This is a genomic window from Draconibacterium sp. IB214405 (assembly GCF_033963885.1).
Lineage (GTDB): Bacteria > Bacteroidota > Bacteroidia > Bacteroidales > Prolixibacteraceae > Draconibacterium.
The window spans coordinates 1,111,078-1,137,343 of the sequence record NZ_JAXBMA010000001.1 but is presented as its reverse complement, the minus strand read 5'-3'; the positions used below and the strand labels follow the sequence as shown (position 1 = coordinate 1,137,343).

General features: G+C 41.8%; 23 protein-coding genes. 8 read left to right on the top strand and 15 right to left on the bottom strand.

The features are described from left to right. Nucleotides 1-111: 111 nt before the first annotated feature. Together gltB and SLH46_RS04365 are read left to right on the top strand one after the other, a co-directional pair. On the top strand, nucleotides 112-4,704 hold the full coding sequence (gene gltB, locus SLH46_RS04370) for a glutamate synthase large subunit (RefSeq protein WP_320279940.1): 4,593 nt from the start codon (nucleotides 112-114) through the stop codon (nucleotides 4,702-4,704). A 19-nt stretch (nucleotides 4,705-4,723) separates the two neighbouring features. Continuing rightward, nucleotides 4,724-6,208 carry a glutamate synthase subunit beta gene (locus SLH46_RS04365; RefSeq protein WP_320279939.1) on the top strand — a complete coding sequence of 495 codons (1,485 nt, stop codon included), beginning with the start codon at nucleotides 4,724-4,726 and terminating at the stop codon, nucleotides 6,206-6,208. Between the two features lie 610 nt (nucleotides 6,209-6,818). On the opposite strand, the gene SLH46_RS04360 is transcribed toward SLH46_RS04365, so the two are convergent. The 3 genes from SLH46_RS04360 to SLH46_RS04350 are packed head-to-tail and all read right to left on the bottom strand — an operon-like array spanning nucleotide 6,819 to nucleotide 9,106. Further along, complete coding sequence (locus SLH46_RS04360) at nucleotides 6,819-7,202, bottom strand: hypothetical protein (RefSeq protein ID WP_320279938.1); 384 nt, start codon at nucleotides 7,200-7,202, stop codon at nucleotides 6,819-6,821. Between the two features lie 12 nt (nucleotides 7,203-7,214). Beyond that, on the bottom strand, nucleotides 7,215-8,159 hold the full coding sequence (locus tag SLH46_RS04355; RefSeq protein ID WP_320279937.1) for a lysophospholipid acyltransferase family protein: 945 nt from the start codon (nucleotides 8,157-8,159) through the stop codon (nucleotides 7,215-7,217). An 11-nt stretch (nucleotides 8,160-8,170) separates the two neighbouring features. Beyond that, nucleotides 8,171-9,106 (bottom strand): lysophospholipid acyltransferase family protein, encoded by a 936-nt coding sequence (locus tag SLH46_RS04350; RefSeq protein ID WP_320279936.1) that lies wholly within the window; start codon nucleotides 9,104-9,106, stop codon nucleotides 8,171-8,173. A gap of 271 nt (nucleotides 9,107-9,377) precedes the next feature. Between SLH46_RS04350 and SLH46_RS04345 the strand changes: the two genes are divergently transcribed. Then, on the top strand, nucleotides 9,378-10,154 hold the full coding sequence (locus tag SLH46_RS04345; protein ID WP_320279935.1) for a glycerophosphodiester phosphodiesterase: 777 nt from the start codon (nucleotides 9,378-9,380) through the stop codon (nucleotides 10,152-10,154). A 182-nt stretch (nucleotides 10,155-10,336) separates the two neighbouring features. On the opposite strand, the gene SLH46_RS04340 is transcribed toward SLH46_RS04345, so the two are convergent. Further along, entirely contained in the window at nucleotides 10,337-10,945 is a 609-nt protein-coding gene (locus SLH46_RS04340; RefSeq protein WP_320279934.1) for a class I SAM-dependent methyltransferase, read from the bottom strand. Continuing rightward, on the bottom strand, nucleotides 10,946-11,878 hold the full coding sequence (locus SLH46_RS04335; RefSeq protein ID WP_320279933.1) for an alpha/beta hydrolase family esterase: 933 nt from the start codon (nucleotides 11,876-11,878) through the stop codon (nucleotides 10,946-10,948). Between the two features lie 73 nt (nucleotides 11,879-11,951). Between SLH46_RS04335 and SLH46_RS04330 the strand changes: the two genes are divergently transcribed. Further along, nucleotides 11,952-12,818 (top strand): ChaN family lipoprotein, encoded by an 867-nt coding sequence (locus tag SLH46_RS04330; RefSeq protein ID WP_320279932.1) that lies wholly within the window; start codon nucleotides 11,952-11,954, stop codon nucleotides 12,816-12,818. 185 nt (nucleotides 12,819-13,003) lie between these two features. Next, on the top strand, nucleotides 13,004-13,777 hold the full coding sequence (locus tag SLH46_RS04325) for a LuxR C-terminal-related transcriptional regulator (protein WP_320279931.1): 774 nt from the start codon (nucleotides 13,004-13,006) through the stop codon (nucleotides 13,775-13,777). Here the strand turns inward: SLH46_RS04325 and nadD are convergent, their stop codons facing one another. The 5 genes from nadD to SLH46_RS04300 form a co-directional block, all read right to left on the bottom strand. Next, nucleotides 13,778-14,401: a nicotinate (nicotinamide) nucleotide adenylyltransferase gene (gene nadD / locus SLH46_RS04320; protein WP_320279930.1), complete on the bottom strand. Its 624-nt coding sequence runs from the start codon at nucleotides 14,399-14,401 to the stop codon at nucleotides 13,778-13,780. A gap of 137 nt (nucleotides 14,402-14,538) precedes the next feature. Then, nucleotides 14,539-15,105, bottom strand: coding sequence for a guanylate kinase (gmk, locus tag SLH46_RS04315; RefSeq protein WP_320279929.1), 567 nt, complete (start codon nucleotides 15,103-15,105; stop codon nucleotides 14,539-14,541). A 47-nt stretch (nucleotides 15,106-15,152) separates the two neighbouring features. Then, complete coding sequence (locus SLH46_RS04310) at nucleotides 15,153-16,028, bottom strand: YicC/YloC family endoribonuclease (protein WP_320279928.1); 876 nt, start codon at nucleotides 16,026-16,028, stop codon at nucleotides 15,153-15,155. A 65-nt stretch (nucleotides 16,029-16,093) separates the two neighbouring features. Further along, on the bottom strand, nucleotides 16,094-17,272 hold the full coding sequence (gene mnmA / locus SLH46_RS04305) for a tRNA 2-thiouridine(34) synthase MnmA (RefSeq protein WP_320279927.1): 1,179 nt from the start codon (nucleotides 17,270-17,272) through the stop codon (nucleotides 16,094-16,096). Between the two features lie 66 nt (nucleotides 17,273-17,338). Further along, nucleotides 17,339-18,202 carry a hypothetical protein gene (locus SLH46_RS04300; RefSeq protein ID WP_320279926.1) on the bottom strand — a complete coding sequence of 288 codons (864 nt, stop codon included), beginning with the start codon at nucleotides 18,200-18,202 and terminating at the stop codon, nucleotides 17,339-17,341. Between the two features lie 226 nt (nucleotides 18,203-18,428). On the opposite strand from SLH46_RS04300, the gene SLH46_RS04295 reads away from it, so the two are divergent. From SLH46_RS04295 to SLH46_RS04285, 3 genes are all read left to right on the top strand, one after another. After that, nucleotides 18,429-19,124 (top strand): response regulator transcription factor, encoded by a 696-nt coding sequence (locus SLH46_RS04295; protein WP_320279925.1) that lies wholly within the window; start codon nucleotides 18,429-18,431, stop codon nucleotides 19,122-19,124. A 12-nt stretch (nucleotides 19,125-19,136) separates the two neighbouring features. Then, nucleotides 19,137-20,606, top strand: a complete 1,470-nt coding sequence (locus SLH46_RS04290; protein WP_320279924.1) for a sensor histidine kinase — start codon at nucleotides 19,137-19,139, stop codon at nucleotides 20,604-20,606. Between the two features lie 333 nt (nucleotides 20,607-20,939). After that, a complete protein-coding gene (locus SLH46_RS04285) occupies nucleotides 20,940-22,175 on the top strand; it encodes a spondin domain-containing protein (RefSeq protein WP_320279923.1) in 1,236 nt (411 codons plus the stop codon). A gap of 50 nt (nucleotides 22,176-22,225) precedes the next feature. Here the strand turns inward: SLH46_RS04285 and SLH46_RS04280 are convergent, their stop codons facing one another. From SLH46_RS04280 to SLH46_RS04260, 5 genes are all read right to left on the bottom strand, one after another. Next, entirely contained in the window at nucleotides 22,226-22,753 is a 528-nt protein-coding gene (locus tag SLH46_RS04280) for a hypothetical protein (RefSeq protein WP_320279922.1), read from the bottom strand. After that, nucleotides 22,753-24,003 carry a DEAD/DEAH box helicase gene (locus SLH46_RS04275; RefSeq protein ID WP_320279921.1) on the bottom strand — a complete coding sequence of 417 codons (1,251 nt, stop codon included), beginning with the start codon at nucleotides 24,001-24,003 and terminating at the stop codon, nucleotides 22,753-22,755. Before SLH46_RS04275 ends, SLH46_RS04280 begins: the two co-directional genes overlap by 1 nt. Nucleotides 24,004-24,068: 65 nt before the next feature. Beyond that, nucleotides 24,069-24,929 (bottom strand): protoheme IX farnesyltransferase, encoded by an 861-nt coding sequence (locus SLH46_RS04270; RefSeq protein WP_320279920.1) that lies wholly within the window; start codon nucleotides 24,927-24,929, stop codon nucleotides 24,069-24,071. An 88-nt stretch (nucleotides 24,930-25,017) separates the two neighbouring features. Further along, complete coding sequence (gene coxB / locus SLH46_RS04265; RefSeq protein WP_320279918.1) at nucleotides 25,018-25,968, bottom strand: cytochrome c oxidase subunit II; 951 nt, start codon at nucleotides 25,966-25,968, stop codon at nucleotides 25,018-25,020. Between the two features lie 2 nt (nucleotides 25,969-25,970). Next, nucleotides 25,971-26,261, bottom strand: a complete 291-nt coding sequence (locus tag SLH46_RS04260; RefSeq protein ID WP_320279916.1) for a cytochrome C oxidase subunit IV family protein — start codon at nucleotides 26,259-26,261, stop codon at nucleotides 25,971-25,973. Nucleotides 26,262-26,266 lie beyond the last annotated feature (5 nt).

Below are 26,266 nucleotides of genomic sequence, written 5' to 3'. Positions count from 1 at the left end.
TTTGGTTTCACTTCGTAAGTAAATAAGGGATTTTCACTTACAGATTTGCAGTATTTTGGTATTGACAGCGCCAACTACTGCCTAGTGCGAATTTTAAAGAGAAAGGAAATAATGATGCAGACAAAAGAACCTGTAGCAAAGGGATTGTACCGCCCTGAATTTGAACATGGGAGTTGTGGTATCGGGTTTGTAGCGAACCTAAAGGGCAGAAAGAAACACAGTGTGATTTCTGATGCTTTATCGATGCTGGCTCGTATGGAACATCGCGGGGGTACCGGGTTTGATATTAAAAGCGGTGACGGTGCAGGGATACTACTACAAATTCCACACGAACTTTTTATGGAAGAATGTCCGAAAGAGGGCATTAAATTACCTCAATTTGGAGAATATGGCGTGGCCATGATCTTCTTTCCGAAAGAGGACAGAAAACGTTCGGAGTGTAAAGATATTATCGGAAGAAACCTTAAGAAATTTGGTTTACCATACTTAGGTTACAGGAAAGTTCCGGTTGACAATTCAGATCTGGGTCGCGATTCGCTGGCTTCAGAACCATATGTACAACAGCTTTTTATAGGAAAACCTGACGGTATGTCGGTTGAAGAATTCGACCGCAAACTTTTTGTTTTCAGAAAATACACAGAAAAGCTGGTTCGCGAATCGGTTACCGGAATCGGTTATAACGGACTGAATATTATTTCGTGTTCGTATAAAACCATTATTTACAAAGGTCAGTTAACAACCGAACAGGTTACTCTATATTTTAAAGACCTTACAAATCCGTTGGCTGTGAGTGCTATTTCGTTGGTACACTCGCGTTTTTCAACCAACACTTTCCCCTCATGGAAACTGTCGCAGCCTTTCCGTTATATCGCCCACAACGGCGAAATCAACACCAACAAGGGTAATATTAACTGGATGCGTGCCCGCGAAGTGCTTTTGGAGTGCTCGGCATTTACAAAAGAAGAGTTGGAGATGATCTTCCCGATCTGCGATATCCGCGATTCGGACAGTGCCAACCTCGACATGGCCATTGAAATGCTTGTGTTAAGCGGCAGATCGTTACCTCATGTAATGATGATGCTTATTCCTGAAGCATGGCAAAATAATCCTGACATGGATCCGAAAAAGAAAGAGTTCTACGAATTCTATTCTGCAATGATGGAACCTTGGGACGGCCCGGCATCGGTATGTTTTACTGACGGTGTACTTGTTGGAGCAACGCTCGACCGAAACGGTTTACGTCCGTCGCGTTATTGTTTGACAGAAGACGATACGTTGATCATGTCATCAGAAACAGGTGCAATCGATGTTCCGCACGATCAGGTAAAAATTCGTGGTCGTTTGCAACCGGGGAAAATGTTTGTTGCCGATCTGGAACAAGGCCGTATTATTTCTGACGAAGAAGTAAAATCTGAAATTTGCTCAAGCCAACCTTATGGCGAATGGGTAAAAGAAAATATGACTTATCTGGATGAACTTCCTTTTATTCCTGATCTGGAATTAAAAGAGCCGGATAAGAAAACAGTATTTAAACGACAAAAAGCTTTTGGATTTACCCACGAAGATATTGAGGTGATCCTGAAACCGATGGCGATGAATGGAGGCGAAGCACTTGGCTCGATGGGAGCCGACAATCCGCTGGCTGTTCTTTCTGATCGTCCGGTGCATTTGTCGCACTACTTTAAACAATTATTCGCCCAGGTTACCAATCCGCCAATCGACCCGATCAGGGAGCGTATTGTAATGGACTTGAGAACCTACCTGGGAGGTTTCAAAAATATTCTGACAGAATCGCCAGAACATTGTCGCAGAATTGCAGTTCACCAACCGGTTTTAACCAACGAGCAGTTGATTAAGCTGGCTTATGTGGATCACACGCATTTCCAAACAAAAAAGATCAGTATTGTTTTCCATGCCGACGAAAAAGAAGGCACTCTGGAAACCAAACTCGAGCGTCTGTGTCAGTATGTTGAAGATGCTATTGACGAAGCTTATTCAATCATTTTATTGTCTGACTTTGCGATCAGCACCGACCATGCGCCGATTCCATCGTTACTGGCAGCTTCGGCTGTTCACCATCACCTAATCCGTGTTGGAAAGCGTGGTAAAGCCGATATTATTATGGAGGCCGGTGATGTACGCGAAGTTCATCATTTTGCAACTTTGTTGGGATATGGTGTTTCTGCTGTAAATCCATACATGGCCATCGACACCATCAAAAATTTGGTGAATGAAGGTGCACTTGGCGATTTGACCAAGGAACAAGCTATCCAAAACTATGTAAAAGCTATTGGTGGCGGTCTGTTGAAAGTGTTCTCAAAAATGGGTATTTCTACTCTGGCATCGTACCAGGGAGCACAGATTTTCGAAGCTGTTGGAATTAAGCAAGAAGTAATTGACAAATACTTTACCGGTACAGTTAGCCGTGTTGAAGGGCTTAGCCTTGATGACATTGCTAAAGAAGCAATGATGCGTCACCGAAAAGGATTCCCAACTCGTCAGGGCGGAGCAAAAGTCCTGGAACCCGGCGGTGAATACCACTGGCGTAAAGATGGCGAACGCCACTTATTAAGTCCTGAAGCCATTCAACTGATTCAGGAAGCAACAAGAAAAAACGATTACGAGAAATACAAAAAATATTGTAGTGTAGTTGACGATCAGGCAGAAGCCGCATTCACTTTACGTGGACTTATGGACTTTACTTCTGACCGGAAACCAATTCCACTCGAAGAAGTTGAACCGGCAGAAAGTATTCTTACCCGTTTTGCCACGGGAGCGATGTCGTTCGGTTCTATTTCGTGGGAAGCACACACAACGCTGGCCATTGCCATGAACCGCATTGGTTCAAAATCAAACTCTGGAGAAGGTGGTGAAGACCCGATTCGTTACACCAAGTTGCCAAATGGCGACGATATGTGTTCGGCTACCAAGCAGATTGCATCAGGACGTTTTGGAGTAAACAGCTACTACCTGAGCATGGCAAAAGAGCTTCAGATTAAAATGGCGCAGGGAGCAAAACCGGGCGAAGGTGGTCACCTTCCGGGTCATAAAGTAAATGGCTGGATCGGACGCACACGTAACTCAACTCCCGGAGTAGGATTGATTTCTCCTCCACCGCACCACGATATTTATTCGATCGAGGATTTGGCACAGCTAATCTTCGACCTGAAAAACAGTAACCGCGATGCACGTATTAACGTGAAACTGGTTTCTGAAACCGGGGTTGGAACTGTTGCCACAGGAGTTTGTAAAGCAAAAGCCGATGCCGTACTGATTTCAGGATACGACGGAGGAACGGGAGCATCACCTGTTAGTTCGATCAAACACGCCGGTTTGCCTTGGGAACTAGGATTGTCGGAAACACACCAAACACTGGTTCGCAACCGCTTGCGTAACCGCATTGTGGTTCAGTCCGACGGACAGATGAAAACATCGCGCGACCTTGCTATTGCAACATTACTTGGTGCCGAAGAGTGGGGAGTTGCAACAATGGCATTGGTTGTTGAAGGCTGTATTATGATGCGTAAATGCCACAGCAACACTTGCCCTGTAGGTGTAGCCACACAAAACGAAAGATTACGTGGTAAATTCAAAGGAAATCCTGATCACGTTGTAAATTACTTCGAATTCCTGGTTGAAGGGCTTCGTGAGATTATGGCAGAGCTTGGTTTCAGCACCATCAACGAAATGGTGGGTCAGTCGCAGTGCCTGAAGTTTAAAGACGACATTGATAACTGGAAATATAAAGGTCTCGACCTAAGCCCAATTCTTTACAAAGAAACAACGGGTGAAGAAGAAGGACTTTACTGCAGCAAAAAACAAGATCACCAGATGGAAGAAATTCTCGACTGGAAATTTGTTGAAGCTGCACAAAAAGCAATTAAAGACGGCGAAAAAGTGTCGGCAGAATTTGAGATCAAAAATATCAACCGAAGTGTTGGTACTGTTCTGTCGCACGAAGTAACCAAAGTACATAAAGGAGAAGGTTTGCCTGACGGAACGATCCATTTCAAAATGACAGGTTCAGCAGGACAATCGTTTGGTGCATTTGTTTGTAAAGGTATCGAGCTGGAAGTTGAAGGAGATGCAAACGACTATTTCGGAAAAGGTTTATCCGGTGGTCATTTATCGATCTACCCGGCTAAAAATGTACAGTTCATTCCGGAGCAAAACATTATTGTTGGTAACGTAAGTTTCTACGGAGCAACCGGCGGCGAAGCTTATATCCGCGGTGTTGCCGGCGAACGTTTCTGTGTTCGAAACTCAGGTGCACAAGTTGTTGTTGAAGGTATTGGCGACCACGGTTGCGAGTACATGACGGGAGGAAAAGCTGTTATTCTTGGAAAAACAGGACGAAACTTTGGTGCCGGTATGTCGGGCGGTGTTGCTTATGTTCTCGACATCGACGGAACTTTCCCGGGGCTATGCAACAAGGGAATGATTCAGCTGGAAAGAGTAACGGATAGTGCAGAACAGGAAGAACTGAAAGCAATGATCCAAAAACACCTGGACAAAACCGAATCAACGGTTGCTGAATATATTCTTTCCGACTGGGATGAGACTGTAGGCAAGTTTGTAAAGGTAATTCCTACCGATTACAAGCGCATGCTGAACTACATTGAAGAGGCCCGCAAAACGGGTAAATACGAAAAAGAGTCTGATGTTATTGACGCTGCATTTGATATGCATCTGGCTAACTTGTAATTTTTATAGACGCTAAGACATGGGAAAGCCAACAGGATTTTTAGAATATAAAAGAGTTTCCAATCCAACACGAAAAGTTGAGGAGCGCCTCAAAGATTGGAACGAGGTATACATATTACGCGATAAAGAAACTTGCGAAACTCAGGGTGCGCGCTGCATGGACTGCGGTGTTCCATTCTGTCATCGCGGGGCATTATTGCACAACGGCGCTTCGGGATGTCCGGTTTACAACCTGATTCCGGAGTGGAACGACCTGATTTATAAAGGTCGCTGGAAAGATGCATTGGAACGATTGCACCACACCAACAACTTCCCTGAATTTACAGGAAGAGTTTGTCCTGCACCTTGCGAAGCAGGTTGTGTGTTGGGAATTAACGAGCCTGCTGTTACTATTCACGACAACGAGCGTACCATTATCGACAATGGTTTCGAGCAAGGATGGGTTGTTCCTGAGCCACCGGAATCCCGCACAGGAAAATCGGTAGCCGTTGTAGGATCTGGTCCGGCCGGACTGGCATGTGCAGCACAGCTGAACAAAGCAGGTCATACCGTTACAGTTTTTGAGCGCGATGATCGTGTCGGCGGTTTGCTGATGTACGGTATTCCAAACATGAAACTGGATAAAAGCGTGGTACAACGCCGTGTTGACATACTGGAAGCTGAAGGAATTATTTTCAAAACGAATACTGAGGTTGGTAAAGACATTCGTACTAAAAAGTTGCTCGACGATTTTGATGCGGTTGTTTTAACCACCGGATCAACAAAACCACGCGACCTGAATGTTGAAGGTCGCGAACTGGATGGCGTACACTTTGCCATGGAATTTTTATCGGCCAACACAAAAAGTTTGCTCGACAGTAAACTGGAAGATGGAAATTACATCTCGGCAAAAGGTAAAAATGTAATTGTAATTGGTGGTGGCGATACCGGTACCGACTGTGTAGCCACATCCTTGCGCCACGGTTGTAAAAGCATTACTCAACTGGAGATTATGCCGCAACCGCCAAAAGAACGTAACACTGACGGTAATCCTTGGCCCGAATGGCCCGGCAACGAAAAAACCGATTACGGTCAGCACGAAGCAATTTTGGCAAAAGGAAAAGATCCTCGGAAATATTCGATAATGACCACAAAAATTGAAGGTGACAACGGCAAAGTAAAAGCCTTGCACACTGTTGAGGTGGAGTGGATTAAAACCGACAATGGCGGTAGAATGCCACAAGCGATACCAGGAACTGAAAGATACATTAAAGCAGATTTAGTTCTGTTGGCGATGGGCTTTTTAGGACCAGAAGATAAAATTGCTGAGGAAATTGATATGGAGCGCGATGCACGCTCGAATTACAAAGCCGAATACGGTGAATTTAAAACCAGCATTAAAAAGGTTTTTGCTGCCGGCGATGCACGCCGTGGACAATCGTTGGTGGTTTGGGCCATTAACGAAGGTCGTGCTGCTGCCCGCGAAGTAGACACCTACTTAATGGGCGACACTGTTTTGCCGTAAGGCAAACTAGTTCTGTGACAATATAAATTTAGAATTTAGCAGTAGTCGGATTCGACTATGTTATTTTATAGTGCAGTTTTTTCAGGAGTTCCGGCCGAACGAGGAAATCTATTATCCGAAACGAAATCACTTTCCCTTGACCAGAATGTGAAACGCCGGTTCTCCTTTTTTCTTGCAAAATTTTAATTCAAAATAAAGGGTTTCCCGGTTGGGAGGCCTTTTTTTTGTGGGAGTGATGAGTACATATTGTTAATAAGTCGGTTTAAGAATATCTAACCCGTACCGGGTTATCGGCAACAAGCCCCAACTCGCTTTTACTAAACTAAAATTCGTACCGGATTTTTTAATTAGCTGACCGAAAAACTCCATAAGAATTTGATTATAATAACTCAAATATACCGATTGAATTACAACCCCGTCGGGGTTGGATTATTATCTGGAAAAGCCTTGTATTTAAAAAGGGATAGCTGTCTTTTGTTATGCCGGAGGCATCAAATATTTATAGCTCCATTGAATAAAAAAGAATTCGACTCCGGCCGGAGTCGTACCATCCCCCTGTATTTGAATTTTCTATAAATATTTGAATCCACCGGATTCTTTTTTATCCGACCTATTGATGAATCCGAATCCACTCAACCGATGAATCATCCTTAAATTTAACCACCATAAATTTGCTGTGTAGCGGCCAAAAGATCAGTCGTTCCTGTTTAATCAGGTAATAAATGTAGTTTTCGTTGCTGCGGTCGGGTTCGCCAAGTAAATTTAGAATTTGTGGTTTCTGAAGCGTTCGGATCGTATCGTTATAAACAACCTCATTCACCATTTTATCACGATAAGGATATTTTCTCCCCTTTTTTGTATCCCACTTTGTTTTGTCAAAAACCAACTCACTTGTCGGTTTATCCAACATGCCTTTTTCGTAATTCTTAACATCAGAATTGCATGAGATACAAAAAACAAAAACGAGGATGCTCAATACTCTTATCGGTTTCATTTGCCGAGTAGGTTATATGGTTAGCTCAATTCCCTCAGGGCGTGTATGTTTCCAACGACGGTGCGACCACAGATAATATTCAGGCGTTTCCCTGATCACTTCCTCCATCTTGCGAATGTAAGTCAACAGAATATCTTTCGATTCTACTTTCGACGGATCTTCAAACAGCTGCGAAAAGTTTGCTTCGTAGTGTCCTCGTTTTAACTTTTTCAGATGCAGGAAAAATATGGGCTGGTTCGTTTTAATGGCAATTTTCTCCGGGCCTGTAAAAAATGGTGCTTCGCGGTTTAAAAACATGGTCCAGAATGGTGAATTTGCCGGTGGTGTTTGGTCGGCCGCCAACCACAGAGCAGCAGGTTCGCCGCGTTTTACGTATTGAATGGCAGCACGTGCCGATTTATGTACCGGCACCGATTCGCCTCCCCATTTACTGCGCGAGTGTTCAATAAACTTCTCAAAAGCCATGTTGCCACGAATCGGGTTTACAATCATCAGCAGTTTATGCGCTGATTTTGTTTGAATAGAACTGCACCATTCCCAGTTGTTGTAATGAAATCCAAGCAGCATAAGACTTCTGCCCTCAGCAGCATATTTTTGCGGCAATTCCAATCCGGTAACTTTTAAACGTTTATCCATCTGCCTGACACTCATACTGTGCAACTTAATCGTCTCCAACGAAAAATCGCAGAAATGACGGTAATAGCGCGTCATTATCGCATTTATTTCCTGATCGTTTTTTTCAGGAAAAGCATGGCGCAGGTTATCCTGAATCACCTTTTTTCGGTAACCAATTACATAACGAACAATGAGGTAAAAAAAGTCGGAAATGCCGTAAATCACCCAAAAGGGCAAAATAGAAACTAACTTAAGCAGCAGCACTAATAAGCCGTTTAACAGGCGTTTAAAAAATCCTTCGTGATAACGTTTGTCTTTTTTACGTAAACTTTCGTCAACCATTCTGTAAAATCTTATTGAATTAAAGCCGTCCCTTCCGGACGTTTGTGCTTCCATCGTTTGTGGCTCCAAAGATAATACTCCGGATTCGATTTTATGACCTCCTCCATTTTTTCGATGTAGCGCAACAAAATCTCCTTATCATCCATTTTAGCGGGTTCTTCAACCAGCAACTCATAATGATACTGATACTTGCCCCTTCCCAATTTTTGTGCGTACTGAAAAAATACAGGTTGATTTGTTTTTCGGGCGATTTTAACCGGCCCTGCGAAAAACGCAGCTTCACGATTCATAAACATGGCCCACAATTGTGAGCTGGCCAACGCACTTTGATCGGCAATCAATCCCAACACAACTGGTTCCGTTTTCCCAAAATACTGAAAAGCAACCTTTGCTGCACGTCCCATTTGCACGGCTTCTCCACCCCACTTTTGACGGGCATTTTGCAGAAAATCGTCCATGGCTGCGTTATCGCGCATTTTGTTGTAAACCATTAGCAAACGGCAAGTCAGTTGCTGTTGCAAAGCACTCGACCATTCCCAGTTATTGTAATGAAAAGCCAGCAAAATTGCACCATTTCGTTCCTTTGCCATCGCATCTAATTCTTCCGTTCCTGAAAAAGTTATACGCTTTTGAAGCTGTTTTTCCGACAAATGATAAAGTTTAATACTCTCCAACGACACATCGCAGAAATAACGGTAAAACTTATTTCGAAGAATCAGAATTTCGTTTTCACTTTTCTCAGGAAAAGCATGTTTTAGATTTTCGGTTATTACATTGCTGCGATACTTTACGAGGGCTTTTATTACCACGTACAACACATCCGAAAGAAAATACAAACACCCAAAAGGAAGCAACGCAATGGCTTTTAACAACACAACCACAGTCCATTTTCCCGGGTTACTGAAAAAACCTGATGACTTTTGATTTTGAATTTTCTTTTTGCTCATTGCGTGTACTGCAAGCCCTGTTTAAATAGCTTAAAAAGGAGTTTCAAAACTACACTTTTATACCAATACTACATTAAAATAAGCCTTATTATTTCGTTCTTTTAAGCTTATACTTCGTTTAAAAATATCGACAGAACCTGGCTATGCCTCAATTTTTTGCCTTGTCTAAGCTCAAAATATTCAAAACAATTTAAGACTAATTTTAAAATAGAATTGGTATGCTTACATTAGCTAAAAATATTTTTATATTCGATTGATGAAAACTAGAGATATGAAAACAACACTCGCACTAATTCTTCTTTTAACAGGGATTACAACAATGGCTCAAAATACATTTATTGCACACCGCGGAGCCTCGTATCTTGCTCCTGAAAATACGGTTGCTTCGGCTAAACTGGCATGGGAATTAGGAGCCGACGCAGTTGAAGTTGACGTGCACCTGTCGAAAGACAACCGGGTGATTGTTATTCACGACAAAGACACAAAACGAACCTGCAGCGGAAAAACAAACCTGACCATTGCAAAAACACCTTCTATTTTATTGCGCGATCTGGATGCCGGTTCGTGGAAAGGGGAAGAATTTAAAGGCGAAAAGTTACCATTCCTGTCAGAAATTATTGAAACAGTTCCCGAAGGCAAAACACTGGTTGTTGAAATTAAAGCAGGAGGCGACGATATTATTCCTGCACTGCGCCGAACCATTGACAATAGTGAAAAAATCGATCAAATTGTTTTTATCAGTTTTGGATGGGAAACTATCATTAACACCCACAAGGAATTTCCGGATAACAAATGTTACTGGTTAAGTTCGATAAAACCGGGAATAAAGAAAAAAATGGAAGAGGCTGCTGCGGAAGGACTCACCGGCGTAAACTTAAAAAACTCAATTATCGACGAGGAAATTGTGGCACAGGCAAAAGATCTAAATCTGGAAGTTCTATCTTGGACAATTGATAATCCGGAAGAAGCACAACGCCATACCGATATTGGCGTGACAGGAATTACAACCAACCGCCCAAAATGGTTAAAAGAACAAATGAATCAATAAAAAGGGCTGCCTTTTTTTGAAAGACAACCCAACGTTTCTGACGTTTTCTGAATACTTTTTTCTGTATTCTAACAGCTTTATTTTCCTAAATACATTTCAAAAGTAGCTGATAATTCTGTTAAGACGACTTAACTAAGGCAAATTATTGTTAAACAAGATTTAGGAATGTTAAAAGTGTTAAATCACTCGGAATGATTTCGTGCAACAGTCAATTGGAAGGCTCCTTTACCAATGAGTTTCGATCGTTCAACCGTAAAACCACTTGCAGGCAAAATGGCATTTAAACCACCTGCCCGGTTATAACTTTTAAAATTACGGTTGTGCTCAATCCCTGCCAGAAATTCGGCCACTTTACTTCCCGCACCAGCATAGTTTCTGGGTAAAGGAACAGCATAATCCAACACAACTAATTTTTTTGATACCTTTTTTACCTCTGCGAGAATGACCTTATGAAGGCTCGGATCGAACTGGTGTAAAGCCATAGAAAGTATGGCCACATCAAATTTCTGCTGATAAAAAGAACTTAGGTCGGTAGCGTCGCAAACAACAAACGAGGCGTTGCTAATATTTTCCTTTTTGGCTTTGTTAGTAGCATAACGTATCATTGATGCCGAAAGATCAATACCGGTAACCGAACTTGCTGTATCTGCCAGCTCAAACAACTGAGCACCGGTTCCGCAAGCGATATCAATTACCGTATCGCCTTTTTCAATTTCCAGAGCCAGGCGTTTCCGCAAATTTCCCAACAGCGGATCGATAATTGTGCTATAAATAAAACCGGTTTCCAACATTTAATTTGTTTTTATACTTTTAAAAAACTCCCAAATTTCATCACATCCATTAATATCTTCATTCATATTCCCAATCAGCTTTTTCGGCAAATATTGTCGTGTGCCCGGCCAGGTATGGCCACCATTTTCAATGCGAATATTTATTACCCGGATGCTTGCATCTTTTGGATTCTGCCAAACCGTTTTATGCGCCGTACAATCGTCTGCTTTATTTATATTGGGTAATTCTTTTTCTTCTGTCAATTCAAAACAGCCGTTTTGATCTTTCCAGAAATTAACGCTTTTGTCAACGCTTACCACCTCTCCTCTTTTTTGTTTTAAAACCATTACCGGTCCTCCATTATAAGGAACCAGCGGATCGGCAGTGCCACAAATAAACAGCACCGAGACAGGATTTTCAGGAACCATTTTTTGCTGATCTTCGCTCATATTTGCCGCCACCACTCCAATGGCTTTAAAAACTTCGGAGCGTTCCAATGCCAGACGCTGCACCATAAATCCACCGTTCGAAATTCCACAGGCAAAAATACGTTTCTTGTCAATCGAAAGTTTTTTGTCGAGATCGTCGATCATTACATCAAAAAAGCCCACATCGTCGATATTTAATCTTCGGGCGACAGCCAGCGTATCGCGATCGCCATCGTTCCATCCTTTTTTATAACCATTCGGGTAAACGGCGATAAATCCATCGCGCGTGGCCAGATCATTAAACCGGTAACGTGTAAAATGTGGCATTCGGCCGGCTCTTCCACCTCCGCCATGCAGAATAAATACTACAGGATAATTTTTCCCTTCATCATAATCTTCAGGTACAAAAAGTTCGTAAGTGCGCTCCAATCCATCAACATCAACCTGCATTGTTTCCGTCCATCGTTGTGCGAATGAAAATTCGGCAAAAAAAACAAACATTATTGAAAGCAGGATTTTGTACATTTCAGGCTTTTACTTTACTTCATAAACTCTATGAAGCTTTTTTTGTTGTAAACTGTGTTTAAAAATAACTATAATGAAGAACATCCTGATTTTAAGTATCATCTCTTTGCTTTTATTCTCCTCGTTTAAATCCGACAAACCTGCCTACCTTCTCTATAATAAAGAAGGCAAGCCGGCGAAGTACGAAAAAATGCTGAAGGCTATCGAGGACGCCGATATCGTTTTGTTTGGCGAGTTACACGACAATCCAATTTCGCACTGGTTACAAATGGAACTTACAAAAGAACTGTATCAACAAAACGGTAAAAACCTAGTTTTGGGTGCCGAAATGTTTGAAAGCGACAACCAGGTGATTATGGATGAATACTTGTCGGGGAAAATATCGAACCGGAATTTTGAAGACGAAATTCGTTTATGGCCCAATTACAAAACCGACTACAAACCTTTGGTAGAATTTGCCAAAGACAGCGGACTGTATTTTGTGGCAACCAATGTTCCGCGCCGTTATGCATCGTTAGTAAACAAACAGGGTTTTGAAGGGCTGGAAGAATTATCGGACGAAGCAAAAACCTATTTACCTCCACTGCCACCGGCTTACGATTCAACGCTGAATTGTTACGCCAGCATGATGAAAATGGAAGGAATGGGAAGTCATGTAACATCTAATTTCCCAAAAGCCCAGGCGATAAAAGATGCTACTATGGCACATTTTATCCTGAAAAACTGGGAACCGGGAAAGGTGCTTTTGCATTATCACGGTGCCTACCATTCGCAAAATTTTGAAAGTATTTTCTGGTATCTAAAACATGAAAACCCAAATCTGAAAATTGTAACGATACATTCGGTTACTCAGGATGACATTTCGGAGCTGACTGAAAAAAACACCGGACTGGCTGATTTTACGATTTGTGTGGATGAAGATATGACACGGACGAGATAAAAGGAAAAAGCAGGATCCGGATTCCTGCTTTTATGAATTTCGTGTGACCGGAGAACGTCTTTATTCTCGTTTTATGCTTTTTTAAAGCTTCTGCAAGTTATATCACGAATGCCTAAAAGTAAATACCTAAAATTGGGTATTTTTGCGTACATTGCCAGTTGGGAATTTCACACATTTGTTCAGCCATGGACGAAAAGAGTATTAACAAGATAAAAAAAGCCTGGGAGCCTAATAAGGTTAAAATTCCGGTAAAAACGGAGTTATACCTCAATATAATTGAGCAAGTAGTGAATTTATTCACTCCGGGAAGTTTCTATTATTACATCATGAACTTTGGGACCTTCCAGATGGATTACGTTGATGCGCGAATTGAAACGGTTTTAGGTGTAAACATTAAAGACTGGAATCTTGAACGGATGTTTGAGCTGGTGCACCCCGAAGATCAGGCACAAATGCACCGAAAAGAAGCAAAAGCGATAGAATTTATCCTTAACCGGATTCCAAAAGAACAAATATTAAAATATAAAGTCGTTTATCTTTTACGTCTGCGTCATGCCAACGGAAACTACAAAACCATTTTGCAGCAGTCGAAAGCATTGACACTTTCAGAGGACGGCAAGGTGCAACAGGTTTTAGGTATTCACACCGACGTAACTCACCTGAACATGGCTATCGATCATAAGATTTCATTTATTGGCGATGGTTTGCCATCCTATTATTCGCTATCAACCGATGACGAATTTCATCCGGAAGAGCTCAACTATCATACGCTTTTCACCACACGCGAAATAGAAATACTTGCCAATATTGCCAAAGGAAAAACATTTGCCGAGATAGCCGAAGTTTTAAATATCTCGCCGCACACTATTAATACCCACAAAAAAAATATTCTGAAAAAAACCGATTGTAATAACACCACCGAACTCATTGCCCGTTGTGTTCGCGAAGGAGTGATTTAACTACTTGTAGAAATTCATTTCCTCCAGATATTCCCAGCTTTTTTGCGGAAGAAAATGCCTCACATCCTTTCCTTCCTTTATGGCTTTACGAATAAACGATGACGAAATTTCCATCAACGGAGTATCACCTACAATTGTGATATTTTTCTCAACCTGAACTTTCTTTGGATCAAAACCGGGACGCGGATACACAATTATTCCGTAGTCGTCGATAATGGTTTCGAAATTCTTCCACTTGTGAAAACTCTCGAGATTATCCGAACCCATCAATATTTTAAAACGATAGTTTGGATGCTGATCTTTTAAATAGGCCAACGTATCAACGGTGTAACTGGGTTTTGGCAAACTGAATTCGATATTTGAAGCCCGAAAACGATCGTCACCTTCAATTGCGCGATGAACCATTTCCAGTCGCTGGTAATCATCCAAAAGATTTTTTTTCTTTTTAAGCGGATTGTGCGGCGAAACGACAAACCAAAGCTGGTCGATGTCGGTGTATTCAACCATATAATTTGCAATAGCCAAATGCCCGATATGAATGGGATTATAGCTTCCGAAATAAAGCCCAACCGTTAACTGCAGATTGGTTTTAGGTGCGAGTATGTCGGTAACGATGTTACTCATGCGAAATCAATTTCAACTACCAAAATACGAATTTAATTGTCATTTCGAGAGAGTGGAACGAACGAGAAATCTTTTGATCGAAGCTACGAAAGTAACAGATATCTCACTTCGATCGAAATGACAGAAAATCAATTTCGTTATTTCTTCAGAAATTCAGTGATAACCTTTTCGGCTTCCGTAATGGCCTCCTCCAATTTATCGTTTACAATTACTACATCAAATTGTGAAGCAAAACTCAACTCGTGCTCGGCTTTTGCCACACGCATGGCAATTTTTTCTTCACTGTCGGTTGATCGTCCAACCAAACGGTTACGCAACTCTTCAACCGAAGGCGGTTGCACAAAAACGGCCAGCGCCTCATCGCCATAGTATTTTTTAATATTCAGGCCACCAACCACATCAACATCAAAAACCACATTTTTGCCTTGCTCACGAATTCGTTCAACTTCGCTTTTTAGGGTGCCGTAACTGGTTCCTTTATAAACTTCTTCCCACTCGAGGAACTCTTCGTTTTCCACTTTTGCCAAAAACTCTTCACCCGACAAAAAGTAGTAATCTTTTCCGTGCGTTTCGGTGTGGCGCGGTTCACGACTGGTTGCCGATATTGAAAATTCAAGATCGAAACCTTGTTGTAATAAATGTTTTACGATGGTAGTTTTCCCTGCTCCCGATGGAGCTGAAAATATGATTAATTTTCCTTTCATGATTTTTAGCTACTAGCTGCCAGCCACAAGCCGCAAGCTTTTTTCGACTACAGCACGTTCAATAATTGTTCCTTTACGCGCTCCAAATGGTCTTTCATCTGCACAACGATACGTTGAATATTGGTTTCGTTGGCTTTTGATCCGATGGTGTTGATTTCGCGACCAATTTCCTGCGAAATAAAACCAAGCTTTTTACCCAATGCGCCATTCTGTTTTGCCGTTTCAAAGAAGTACTCGCAATGGTTAGCCAAGCGAACTTTCTCTTCGTTGATGTCCAGTTTCTCTAAATAGAAAATCAGTTCCTGCTCAAAACGGTTTTCATCGACATTACCATTCATTTTCAGTGCCTCCAGGTTATCCGTCAGGCGTACTTTTAATGCATCGATTCGTTGTTTTTCGAATGGCTCGATTTGTTTTAATAAATTACTGATGCTTTCAACATTACCAAGAATATCCGCCTCAAGTGCTTCGCCTTCTGTTGCACGGAAATCGTTAATATCGCTTAGTGCCGCAAGAATATTGGCATAGATAGTTTCCCACTCTGATTCGTCGAGTGTTTCGTACTCGGTTTTCACCACATCGGGTAAACGCATGGCTGCCTGTAATGTACTTTGATCAACATCCAAACCAAGTTCTTTACTTATATCACTCAGGTGGTGGTAATAACCTTTTAAAATCGACTCGTTGATTTTTGAATTGGTTTCATCGCCCAGGTTTTCCACATAAATGTTAAAATCAACCTTTCCTCGCATCAGTTTTTCGGCAATCGCCTTACGAATTATAATATCCTTTTCGCGGTACAAGGCGGGAGTACGGGTATTAATATCGATCTGTTTACTATTAAGCGATTTAATTTCGATGGTAATCTTTTTGTTGTTTACCTCGAATTCAGCTTTACCAAAGCCGGTCATTGATTTTATCATGTGAAAATATTTTTCTACGAAATTAATATTAAAGTCGGAAGTCGGAAGACCGAAGCCTGAAGTTTTTATAAAATCGCTCCCGAACCAATCAGTTCATCTTCAAGGTACCAGGCAGCAAATTGCCCCGAGGTTATTCCGCGTTGTTCGTTTTCGAACAGAAACCAGGCACCGTCTTCTTTCATATGAATCGTTCCTTTTTCCAGTGGCTGACGGTATCGAATACGGATATCAAAATCGCGCTTTTCGCCAACCTGCATTTTCAAATCGGGACGAATCCAGTGCACATTTTCAGTAGCCACAAACAATCCTTTGCGGTATAAACCGGGATGCTCAAAACCTTCGCCTACGTATATTATATTGCGTTTTACATCTGTTCCAATTACAAATAGTGGCTCTTTGCGGCCACCAATATTCAGTCCTTTTCGCTGCCCAACAGTATAAAAGTGTGCCCCCTGGTGTTCGCCGATCACTTCGCCATTCCATGGTTTATACGGAAAATGGAAACACAGTTTTTTATAGTTTTCTTCCGAAACTTCAAGCTGTTTTTTCTTTTCCATAAATTTGGCAGGAATCTCGATTACATTTCCAACTTTGGGCTCCAACTGTTGCTGCAAAAAGGTCGGCAAATCAACTTTACCAACAAAACAAATTCCTTGTGAATCTTTACGCTCGGCAGTTGGCAGGTTTTGCTCACGTGCAATTTCGCGCACCTCTGGCTTCAGCAATTCTCCCACCGGAAACATTGCTTTCGAAAGCTGTTTCTGATTTAGCTGACACAGGAAATAGCTCTGGTCTTTATTCGGATCTTTTCCCGCCAAAAGCTGATGAATGGTCTGTCCATTTACTTCAACCTCCGATTTTCGGCAGTAATGACCTGTTGCCACAAAATCAGCATCAAACTTCAGGGCCTCCTCCATAAAAGTATCGAACTTAATCTCGCGGTTACAAAGCACATCAGGATTTGGCGTGCGCCCGGCCTGATATTCGGCAAACATATAATCCACCACGCGCTTTTTATAATCCTCACTTAAATCGACAATATGAAACGGGATATCAAGCTTTTTGGCAACCATTTTGGCAATCAACGAGTCTTCTTCCCAAGTACAAGAACTTGTAAGAACTCCTTCGCGTTCGCGGTAGTTAATCATAAACAAACCAATCACCTCATGCCCCTGTTCTTTCAACAGCCAGGCCGCCACACTCGAATCGACACCTCCGGAAAGTCCAACTACTACCCTGCTCATTTATACATTTTTAGGGCTGCAAAAATACAATGAAAAAGCGAAAAGGCAAAGATTACGGCTTATCTGTTAAAACGGAATTGAAAAACCTAGCATTGGAATGATGACAAAACCACCCATATCTTCCGCTATTGGGATAACTCCCATAAAATCGAGAGCTGCTTTTTTAATGATCCACCGGCCACCCAATCCGAGGATAACACCCGAAGAATCATCAAAAGGTAAAATATAATTCTCGGAAATAAAGTACATCCTTGGTGTAGTCCGGATCAATGTACTTACGTTTATCAATGGTGCATTTGCCATTTCACCGTCGGCAAATCCGTAGGCCAATCCCAACGATATATTTTTATCCCGGCTTCCAAAAGTTGTCGTTCCGTACAATAAACCGAATGTGGTAAAATCGTCTCCAAGAACAGTACCGGCCAAAACGCCTGCTCCAATATTAAACTTATCGGGTTGAATCGGAATGGATACTTTGGGAGAAATAAATATCGGCGTAGGTGAACCATCAAATAAAAAAAGTGGAATAATGCCTGCTCCAATGGAGAAATTATCGGTAATTCCCACCGAAAACTGATTCCAGAGCACCCATATATTTTGGTAATATCCCTCTCCTTTTTTTAGCCCGTAACCATTGGAACCCCAAAAGTATCTTGTTGCCTGAGGATTTTCAAACCAAAGCTGCCCATCTTTAATCTGATCAGGCGATACTAGTGTCCTGGATTTAATGTCGTTTTTAGAAATTGTGAGTTTCCCCAGAGATTTTGTCTCCAGAATAATTATTTCTGCATCTTCATCTACGATTTGCCCAAAAAATTCATTTCCGTCACTGGTTTCAATTTTTACAATACTTGAATCCTGCATTTGGGCAAAAAGAACCTGAGAGCAAAAAAACATGGAAATACATAAAAGAAGAGTCGTGGTTTTCATTGGGTATGAATTTTGGTTAAATAATAGTGGTCTTAATCAAAGATACAACATAATTATATATAAGCTAGCAAATACAATAAATAGTGACTCAAAACGACACATACACGGAAACAAAACCACTATCACGCTGAAAAACAACACCATGAATCACAAGATTTACTCTTTTGTGATACTTCTGTGATAAACCCAAACTACCTTTCGCCTGTTCAATTAAGAAAACAATATCATGGAAAAGGCATTGATCATTGAAGACGACAAGGATATTTCCGAATTGGTTGCCATTCATCTGGCCGATATGGACCTGGAAGTTGACAAAGCATTCGACGGAAAAGATGGTTTAATGAAGGCGCTGAACAACCAGTACCGATTTATTTTGCTAGATCTTCGGCTTCCCCATCTCGACGGTTTTGAGATTTGTAAACGGCTGCGAATGGAAAAGGTGAATACACCAATATTAATGCTCACATCGAAATCGGAAGAGATCGATAAAGTACTCGGACTTGAAATGGGTGCCGACGATTATATCTCAAAACCATTTGGTATTCGCGAGCTTTTGGCCCGGATAAAAGCTGTTCTCCGCCGTTACGATTCTTCACAAAAGAATGACGAAACAGCAGAAAAAGAATATCGTTTCGAAGATCTGTATATTAATGAAGGAATGCGGATTGTGGAATTAAACGGAAACAGAATTGAACTTTCGCCAAAAGAATTCGACCTGCTGATTTACCTGGCGGCGCACCCGGGAAGAACGTACACGCGAATGCAGTTACTCAACCAGATTTGGGGTTACGAATTCGAAGGATTTGAGCACACGGTAAACTCGCACATTAACCGTTTGCGCTCGAAGATAGAGACCAATATGAACGAACCGCAATATATTCTTACGACCTGGGGAGTTGGATACAAATTCAGAGAAAATTAAAAGCAAGACAAGATGAAGACAAAAATATTTAACCGTTTATACCTCCAGGTTTCAGCCATATTTTTGATTGTATTAATTATGTTTACGGCCATTGCGCTGTATATTTCGGTGCAATCGTCGGCCAACTATTCGGTGGAGGTGAACCAGCGTTTGAACCGTGACCTGGCCACCAGCACAGTTGAAGTTATTCAGCCGCTGATGAAAGACGACATTGCCAGCGACGAGGCCATTGCCGACATCATGCACTCGATGATGGTAATCAACCCCATCGTTGAAGTGTATTTACTTGATCCCAATGGAAAGATACTCAATTACGTTGCACCTGAGAAAGTCGTTAAACTCGAAAGCGTAAACCTGGAACCGATCAAAGAATTTATTGCCGATCCGGATCATAGCATTATTTATGGTGACGATCCCCGAAATCCGGGAGAGTTTAAAACATTCTCGGCTGCCACCATTACGGAAGATAATGTTTTAAAAGGATACATTTATATTGTTTTGGCCAGCCAGGAATATGTTTCGGCAGCGCAAACTGTAATCGGCAGTTACATTCTGGGGCTGTCTATCCGCTCGGTTATCATTATTCTGATTATTTCGGTGCTGGTGGGTCTGCTTGCCATTTGGTTTATTACCAAAAAACTGAACCCTATCATTGACGGAATTCAGGAATTCGAAAAAGGAAATCTGGCATCGAGAATTGCTGTTGAAAGTGAAGGCGAATTAGACCGCATTGCCCTTGTTTTTAACCAAATGGCCGACACCATTGAACAAAACATCAGCGAATTGAAAGGTGTCGATAATCTACGACGCGAACTGATAAGCAATGTATCGCATGATCTGCGAACGCCGGTGGCATCAATCCAGGGTTATGCCGAAACACTAATCCTGAAACAGGATAATATTTCGGATGACGAACGCAACAAATACCATCAGATCATTTTTAAAAGTTGTGGTCGTTTGCAGCGACTAGTGGAAGAGTTATTCGAGTTATCGAAACTCGAAACCAACCAGATAGAACTGCACACCGAGCCATTTTCCATTTCTGAGTTGGTGTACGATATCGTAAATAAATACCGTATTCTTTCACAAAAGAAAGGTATTAACATCGATACGGTAATCGCGAAAAATGTCCCTGTGGTAGAAGCTGATATTTCGCTGATTAACCGGGTATTACAAAACCTGATCGATAATGCGATGAAATTCTGCCGCGAGGGCGATAGTATTCATATCGAAATTGATGCAAAACAACCTGAAAAAGTAGAAATCCGTGTGGTAGATTCCGGCCCGGGAATTAAACAGGAAGACCTTCCGAACGTATTTCAGCGCTACTTTAAAGGACGTAACGATGAACACGGCACAGGCCTCGGACTGGCCATCGTTAAAAAGATCATGGACCTGCATCATTCGAAAATCAGGGTGCAAAGCCAGTACGGAAAAGGGGCAAAATTTATCTTCGATCTTCCGATAGCTTTTTCAGCATAATTGAACATCAATCCAGGTAAGAAATAAATCTTTTCACTGCTGTCCGATAAAAATAAATACATACAAATAGATTGCTTCACTTCGTTCGCAATGACAAACTGAATGGGAAAGTGTAGGGCAGCGGACAGGAGAAAATCCTGCCGGAACCACTTTCGTTGATGTCCGCTACCGGTATTTTTACGACTAATCGTCATTGCGAGGGAGCTTGTGACCGAAGCAATCTTAAAATTTTACCACACCATAAAAAAGTTTATAAAAGCTTGAAATCCTTGTGACTTTGTCGTGATACTTTCTTCGGAATTTTGATTTCAGATAACATTAAAATCTAAAAAAATGAAAGCATTACGATTTACAATGGTCGCAGCTTTGGCTGTATTACTTTTTACACAATGTGAAAAGGACGAAATGATGGAACCGGAAACAAAAAGCGGAACCTTACCCGATGTTGTTCCGGCAAAAATGTACACTATAACAGTTGAAAACGTGTCGGTGCACTACAACTATTTTGAGGCAGGAGCTGAATTTGGCGTTACCGGCGGCGATGCAGCACCTCCGGCTCATCCCGGCGAAACGATTACGGTGAATTTTCATGCCGGACCAAATCACAAATTATCATTTGCATCGATGTACGGTGCATCGAACGACTGGTTTTATTCACCCGGCGATGACGGAATTGAACTTTTCCCCGGTGGATCGGCACTGGAAGGCGATATTACCAACATGATTTATTTGTGGGATGCCGGAACAGAGGTTGACGGATCGACAAGCGACGAAGAAGAAAGTAACCCGATTGGCATGGTTTCTACCACTGAAGAAAACATTCAGGTACTGCTTGACTACTCAGGTGAAAGCATGTTTACGTTAACAATTAACGTTTTGCCCGGATCGGCAACACCACTTTCTCCGGTTGCATGGGTTGTTCATTCAATGGATCAACATCCGATTTTTATGGAAGGTGAGCTGGATTATGGAATGGGGCTGGAAGCATTGGCAGAAACCGGAAATGCGGGTCCGCTTGGTGAGTACCTTGAAATGCACAGCGGTTATGTTTCGCCAATAGCTCCCGTACTTTGGGCAGTGCACGAAAAAGATGAAATGCCAATTTTTACCAATAACACTCCTGACCGTGGAGAAGGATTGGAACTATTGGCAGAAACCGGAAATCCGGGTGATTTGGCTGTCAGTTTAGTTGGAATGGGATATAATGCCGGAGCTTACGCAATTCCTGATGGGGGGAATAGTGCAGGGCCACTTTTTCCTGGCGATAAATACACTTTTAGCATCGACGCTAAACCAAACCAGTACCTGAGTATTGCGAGTATGTTGGGTAATTCAAATGATATTTTCTTTGCCTTTGGCGACAGCGGAATTAAACTGAATTTCGGAAACGCAGATCAGGACATTACCGATGAAGTGATGTTGTGGGATGCCGGCACAGAAGTGAACGAATACCCGGGAACAAAATCGATGGATGAAGATGAAGGAGGAGTAGTTCGTTTGCTTGACGACGGCTTCACCTACCCGGATGTAAATAAAATTATTAAGGTAACAATTCGGAAGAGTAAGTAAACGAGGGAAGTTGTAGAGAGGGAATCCGCCGGTGAAAGCCGGTGGATTTTTTATTGTTTCTTCAATCGGTTGGTGCCAAAACAAGCCATTTCACGCTCCGGAAAACCGACATCGAAAACCGTTTCAATTTCGTTGTCGCCTAAAATATTAATCGTAAAACGTGCCCGGCCTCCCGGAACAAAGTTTTCAATTCGTTCGGTTTCAAAAACCAGTTGCTCTGGTGTTGAAATGGAATCATTCAAAGCATATTCGGTAAAATAACCTTCGTTGTGGTATTGACGAAACATTACCACTTTTCTCGCGCTGTCGAAACTTATAATTCCTTTATCGTCGTGTTTTTCTCCTTCGGCATTTTGTGGTGTTGGTTCAAACTCCGAATGGTGTTTAACTTCGATGTATTGTTTGTTCATCAGCCACGAATAATCGGCAGTTATCTGAGATTTTGCATTGCCAAAACCTTCGCCGGTTCCTTCCCAGTGACCAATAATAGTTTCAAAACGACTTAGTGGATTTTCCTGTGCAAATAAGCTAAATGAAGCTAGAACTAAAATGAAAGTGGCTAGTCCTTTCCAATTCATTATTTCTTTTTTTTGTGGTACGACTGACGGTGTTTGTGCTGGCTGTTTCCCTTTTTGTATTTATGAAATTTCCCGTGTTTGTTCTTTTTCTTTTTAGAAGGTGCTCTCCAAGCCGGACCTTCACCAAACTGCTCGGGCAATGGAATTTTAAAAACCTCGCGCTCGATCAACTCTTCAATACGATGAAACTTGTACATGTCGTCTTCGTTCACCAGCGTTAGTGCCACACCTGTTGAGTCGGCACGGGCAGTACGTCCAACGCGGTGTACGTAATCTTCAGCATCGCCCGGCACGTCGTAATTGATTACCAGGTTAATGTCTTTAATGTCGATACCACGGCTCATTACATCGGTAGCCACCAAAATACGAATGCGCCGTGAACGAAATCCGTTCAGCACATTTTCGCGTTCGCGCTGCTCCAGATCCGACGAAATAGCTTCAGCCTGAAAACCATTCTTTTTTAATTTTCGAGCCAGCTCGTTGGTAACCCGTTTTGTTGAGCAGAATATGATGACACTGCTGTAATCGGGATTCTCTGAAATGAGGTGCGCAACCAAGTCGTTTTTCTGTTTATCGTAAGTGAGGTAAGCGGCCTGCAGTACTCCTTCTGCCGGTTTCGACAGCGAAATATTTATTTCTTTTGGTTTATTCAGAATTTCCGATGCCAGCTTCCTGATTTTAGGTGCCATGGTTGCACTGAACATCAGCGTTTGGCGCTCCTTTGGCAGGTACGAAATAATCTTTGTAATGTCTTCGTAAAAACCAATATCCAGCATTCGGTCGGCCTCATCAAGAATCAGAAATTCGATCTTGTCAAATTTTACGTAGCCCAGGTTGAGGTGAGATATCAATTTTCCGGGAGTCGCGATAATAATATCAGCTCCTTTTGTAAGTGCCTTTTTTTGTTGTCCCCATTCGTCGCCATCGCCACCGCCGTACAATGCAATGGAATGAATGCCCATGGTATAACCTATTCCCTGTACCTGCTGATCGATTTGCATGGCCAGCTCGCGAGTTGGAACAATAATCAGCGTTGAGGTTTCTCCTCCGGGTAAATCGGCAATTAAATCAAGAATCGGGAGTAAAAATGCTGCGGTTTTTCCTGTTCCGGTTTGGGCACAGGCTATAAGGTCGCTACCTTCCAGGATAATGGGAATTGCCTGCTCCTGAATCGGAGTCGCATTTTTAAATCCCATGTATTCTATGGCATCTAACAAATCGTAATTAATGCCAAGTTCTTCAAACGTCATTCAATACTTTTAATATGTGCTTACAAATGTAGTTAAAATAAACGGCACAGAAGGGTTACACAGCTTTATGTATGAACCAAACTGTCAACAATTAAAAAGATCATCATAAAAAGGTAAAGGAAGTTGAGTTTGTAGAAAGATGGACGTACTTTAAACTCGTCCTGAACAAAAACTGCCATGGTTAGCGACGAAAGCAAATAAAAGATGTAGAACATCAGCAAGAACATGATCAGTTTGTTGCCGATTACAAAAAAGATAACCAGAAATGCCGATGCAACCGTTGTAAGAATCCATGTATAGGTGACACGTTTTATTTGCAGATCGGAAAATAGTTGATTTAAGCTTGGCATTTTAGCCAGTTTGTATTGTTCGCCAAACATAAGTAGCAACAACCAGAAATGCGGAATTTGCCCGATGAAAAAGAAAGCGGCGACCAACAGAATAATTTCAGAAGAAAGACTTCCTCCAGCTCCGGCCCATCCGATCATTGGAGGAATTGCTCCAACCATCGATCCGGGAATAACTGCAAAAGCCGACACTTTTTTTAGCGGAGTATAAATGCCATTGTAAAAGAAAAGCGTGAGCCAGCTTAAAAACAAAGCCATAGGTGGATTGCTGAGCAGGAGAATAATTGAGCCTAAAACAGCAAAACCAATGGCCACCAACAAAGCATTTTGGGGACTGATTCTTCCACTTGGTAACGGACGGTCTTTTGTGCGTGGCATTTGTGCGTCTACATCGCGCTCCTGCCAATGGTTGATAACACTCGAACTGCAAGCCATTAAAAATACGCCCAGCAACAACCACCACCCTTGTGCATCAACATTTTTGGTGTACAACACATAACCTGTTAATGCCGACAAAGCAATTGGAAGTGATATTCGCACTTTGCCTAATTCGTATATTATTTTTAGCTGCTGTTTCATTGTTATTTGAACCATATAAGGCACATAAGACACAATAGAATCTTAACTATTAGTTCTGAAATCGTTAATCATCATTCGAAATTCACCGTTATTTCACTGTTTTCAGGTATTCAATAATATTGTCGATATCATCATCCGAAAGTTGCCCCTCGTACGAAAGCATCAATCCTTTATTAAAGCCGTCAACGATATCTGCGTTAGGATCGTAAATCGATCTTCTGATGTATTCTTCGTCAACCGTAACCTGTCGTTTTTCGCGTCCGGTTTCAACTGTATGTTCTGCTCCCCAAATTCCTTTAAAACTTGGTCCAACCAATTTGGTACCGTCGAGTGTGTGACAGGCAAAACAACCAATATTTTGCATTATACGTTTACCTGTTGCCGCGGGCGAATCCATTACTGCTGCCGAAGCTGCGACATTGGTGGTATCGGTTATCCACTCCTGAAAAGCATCATTTTCCATCACCTCCACATAAGTGTACATGTAGGAGTGTTGTAATCCGCAATATTCGGCACAATACAACTCGTAAGTTCCCACTTTTTGCGGCTCAAACCACATGAAGTTATCTTTCTTTCCGGGCACCATATCCTGCTTCACTCTGAAAGCCGGAATGTATAGACTGTGTAATACATCCATAGCCACCAGGTTTAACTTAACCGCCTGATCTTTTGGCAGGAAAAGCGTGTCGGTACGACGGCCGTTTTCGTATTCAAAACTAAAGTTCCACATCCGTCCATAGGCGGTAATTTCCATTGCATCTTTTGGTACTTTTTGCATGGGTTTCCAACCTGCCCAACCGTAATAAAACATCAGCATGGTAATCAGAAACGGAACAACAGTCCAAATAATTTCGAGTTTGGTACTTCCTTCAATCTGGGTTGCTTTCGGATTCTTTTTCTTGTTGTATTTAAAAATAAACACCAGCATTACTACCGTTAGCCCTATGAGGAACAAAAACGATATACCCATTATGACAAGAAATGCAGTGTCGACACCCTGAACAAAATTTGAGGCTTTGGTTATTTCTGAGCTATACATAGTTATACTCTATAGAGGTAATCTAAAAAGGTTATCACAATTACAACCACAAAAATGGCAAACACAAAGGCCACCATAAGTTTAATGTATGGTTTGTCGTATTTCAGGTGCATAAAGTAGGTTAACACCAAAATCGATTTTATTATGGCAAATATTAATGCTGCAGCAACGGTAAATTCGCCCAATTCAATTGATGTTATTCCTATCGAGGCAAAAGTTAATGCCAGCAGCGCCACCAAAACGATGACGTATAATCGGTATGGAACGATATGATGATGTTTATCTTCTGACATAGTGT